This window comes from Janibacter limosus NBRC 16128 (assembly GCF_001570985.1).
In the GTDB taxonomy this organism is placed as follows: domain Bacteria; phylum Actinomycetota; class Actinomycetes; order Actinomycetales; family Dermatophilaceae; genus Janibacter; species Janibacter limosus.
Window position 1 is genome coordinate 1 of the sequence record NZ_BCSS01000084.1, and the last position, 2,709, is coordinate 2,709.

Here is a 2,709-nt window from a genome sequence, read left to right on the forward strand (position 1 = left end):
CCTGCTGCCACGCCTGCAGCCGCTGACGGGCGAGGTCGGGTCGACGGGCGAGCAGCGCCGCGCCGACATCGGACGCCGGTCCGAGCAGGACGAGCAGCGGTCCCGGCTCATCGGGGTCGGGCACGGCCGCGTGCCGGGCGACCATCGCTGCCGTCGCCACCGCTTCGCCGCGCTCGCCCGTCAGGTGCACCTCGCTGACGAGTCGGCACAACTTGGCCCAGCCGACCCCGTACGGAACCCCGGCACCGGCGCCACGGGCCAGGACGGTGACGCGGGGGTGACGCGGGTCGACCTGGGCGCCGCCACGCACCGGGGTGCGACGACGCTCGGGTGCCCGGGACCCGCCGTCGATGGCCAGGTCCACCCCGAGGATTGGCACGATCCCGGCCGCGGTCGCCGCCCGGACGAAGCGCACCGCCCCGTAGAGGCCGTCACGATCGGTGAGGGCGAGCGCCGGTTGACCCAGCTCTGCGGCCCGGGCCACGAGGTCCTCCGGTGTCGTCGTGCCATGGCGCAGGGAAAACCCCGATGCCACGTGCAGGTGGGCAAAGCTCACCCCGGCACCCCCGTGATCGGGATGAGCTCACCGGTGACCGGCACCGGGGGCAGGCCGAGGAGCCCGGCGACGATCCGCACGAAGTCCTCGCCCTGGCGCAGCAGGTCGTCGACCTCACGGACGGTCATCGGTCCGGACGCTCCATGACCGGGGTGGGTCCCCCCTTCGGGCAGGACGGTCTCGAAGAAGTCCGCCCACTCGGTCAGCTCGGGCGCCACCTGCGGCAGCAGTCGCCACACGTCGACGGGGCCGGATCCTCCGAGGCTCCCTCGTCGCGCCTCGGGGAATGTCGGGCGACCGCGCACGCACAGCACGGCGGCAGCGGCTCGGAGCACGGCGAGCCGGGTCCCGGTGTTGCGGTCGGGCACGCTGTGAGCCATGTGTGCGGCGGCCAGGCTCTCCCCGGCGCCGGTGAGCAGGTCCATCGCCCCGTCGAGGCGATCGGGGTGGAGGACGGCAACGGCAACCATCACGGCCCCTCAGTCCTGGGTCCGCAGGAGCAGCCAACCGGACGTGCCCGCCGAGGCGTCACCGTCCATGCCCAGGTCGTAGACCCCTGGCGTGCTGCTGCGTCCCCGGCTGGCTGAGACCCGCCACACGTCCCGGGCGAGCGGGACCTGCACCAGCGGCCGTCCCCCGCTCGAGCGCCACCAGTCCTGCCGCTCCTGCCAGTGGTCGACCACCTCCGTGACCCGGTAGAGCCGCCCTCTCCAGAGGAACTGCTCCGGCCGTGACTCCCCCACCCGGACCTCGATGGACTCCTCGACGAGCCTGACCATGACCACTCCTTTGCTCGAACACCTGTTCGAACAACAGTAGACCGGGGGGCCGACAGCGCGTCAACCCCGCTCGACGTAGGCTGGTCGCGACCCAAGGATCCGACCACGGACCACCGACACCTCTCGCCACTGGAGCCCACGTGCCGCACCCGCTGGACCTGGCCGACCTGCGCTCGCGGGTCCAGGACCGCATCGACACCGAGCTGGACCGCTGGGAGGTCGAGCTCGCCGAGATCGGACCCGATGTCGCCGACCTCACCGGTCCCGTGCGCACCCTCCTGCAGGGCGGCAAGCGACTGCGTGCCGGGTTTGCCTACTGGGGCTGGCGAGCCGCCGGCCGCGAGGACCACGAGGGCGCGGTCTCCCTGGCTGCGTCGATGGAGCTCTTCCAGGCCGCCGCCCTGATCCACGACGACGTGATGGACGACAGCGAGACCCGTCGGGGCCTGCCCGCGATGCACCGGACACTCGCGCGAGCCCACAGCGAGCGGCTCTGGCACGGCGACCCGGACCGTTTCGGCGTGGCCGGCGCGATCCTGGCCGGCAACCTGTGCCTCGGCTGGTGCGACGACCTCTACGCCGACTCGGGCCTGCCCCCGGAGTCCCTCGCGGCTGCCCGGCCGGCCTTCGAGCGGATGCGCGGCCAGCTCATGGCGGGCCAGTTCCTCGACATCATCACCTCGATGCGCCCGTGGCACGAGCTCGACGACGCGGAGCGGATCGAGCGCTCGCGGCACGTCATCCGCTACAAGAGCGCCAAGTACTCCATCGAGCACCCCTTGCTCATCGGCGCGACCGCCGGCGGTGCGTCCGACAGCGACCTCGCGGCGCTCTCCCGATACGGGCTGGCGCTGGGCGAAGCCTTCCAGCTGCGCGACGACGTGCTCGGCGTCTTCGGCGACCCCGAGGTCACCGGCAAGCCCGCAGGCGATGACCTGCGTGAGGGCAAGCGCACCGTGCTCATCGCCCGCACCCTCGCCGGTGCCGATGACGTCGCCACGACCAAGGTCGACCAGTGGCTCGGGGCGCCCGACCTGGGCGCCGAAGAGGTCGAGGCCTTCCGCGAGCTGATCGTCGAGACCGGCGCCCTCGACGGGGTCGAGCGCGACATCGCTGACGGCGCCGAGACGGCCCGTGCTGCTCTCGCTGAGGCGACCGGGGTCGCCGACCCCGCGCGGTCGGTCCTCGCCGACCTCGTCGACGTCACCACGGCCCGCTCCACCTGAGACGAAGGGGGGTGGCCTGCGCCCTCTCTTCCTGCTCCTGATTGCGGAGACACGGCCAGCGGCTGGCTGCCTGTGGATTGTCGAGATGCGGAGTGACGAAATTTCGCTAGCGTTTGTCGCAGTTCTTGGGGGCAGCCGACGGCGCGCT

At 72.5% G+C, this 2,709-nt stretch carries 4 protein-coding genes; 1 reads left to right on the plus strand and 3 read right to left on the minus strand.

Features of this window, described 5'->3' with window-relative positions:
• The 3 genes from JLI01S_RS16375 to JLI01S_RS16385 form a co-directional block, all read right to left on the minus strand.
• A partial coding sequence (locus tag JLI01S_RS16375; RefSeq protein ID WP_157075026.1) for a PHP domain-containing protein occupies window positions 1-556 on the minus strand: 556 nt, incomplete at its 3' end.
• Window positions 553-1,026, minus strand: a complete 474-nt coding sequence (locus JLI01S_RS16380) for an SAV_6107 family HEPN domain-containing protein (RefSeq protein WP_068266711.1) — start codon at window positions 1,024-1,026, stop codon at window positions 553-555. The genes JLI01S_RS16380 and JLI01S_RS16375, both read right to left, overlap by 4 nt.
• 9 nt (window positions 1,027-1,035) lie before the next feature.
• Complete coding sequence (locus JLI01S_RS16385) at window positions 1,036-1,335, minus strand: DUF6504 family protein (protein ID WP_068266714.1); 300 nt, start codon at window positions 1,333-1,335, stop codon at window positions 1,036-1,038.
• A gap of 140 nt (window positions 1,336-1,475) precedes the next feature.
• On the opposite strand from JLI01S_RS16385, the gene JLI01S_RS16390 reads away from it, so the two are divergent.
• A complete protein-coding gene (locus JLI01S_RS16390; RefSeq protein ID WP_068266717.1) occupies window positions 1,476-2,561 on the plus strand; it encodes a polyprenyl synthetase family protein in 1,086 nt (361 codons plus the stop codon).
• The last annotated feature ends 148 nt before the right edge of the window (window positions 2,562-2,709 follow it).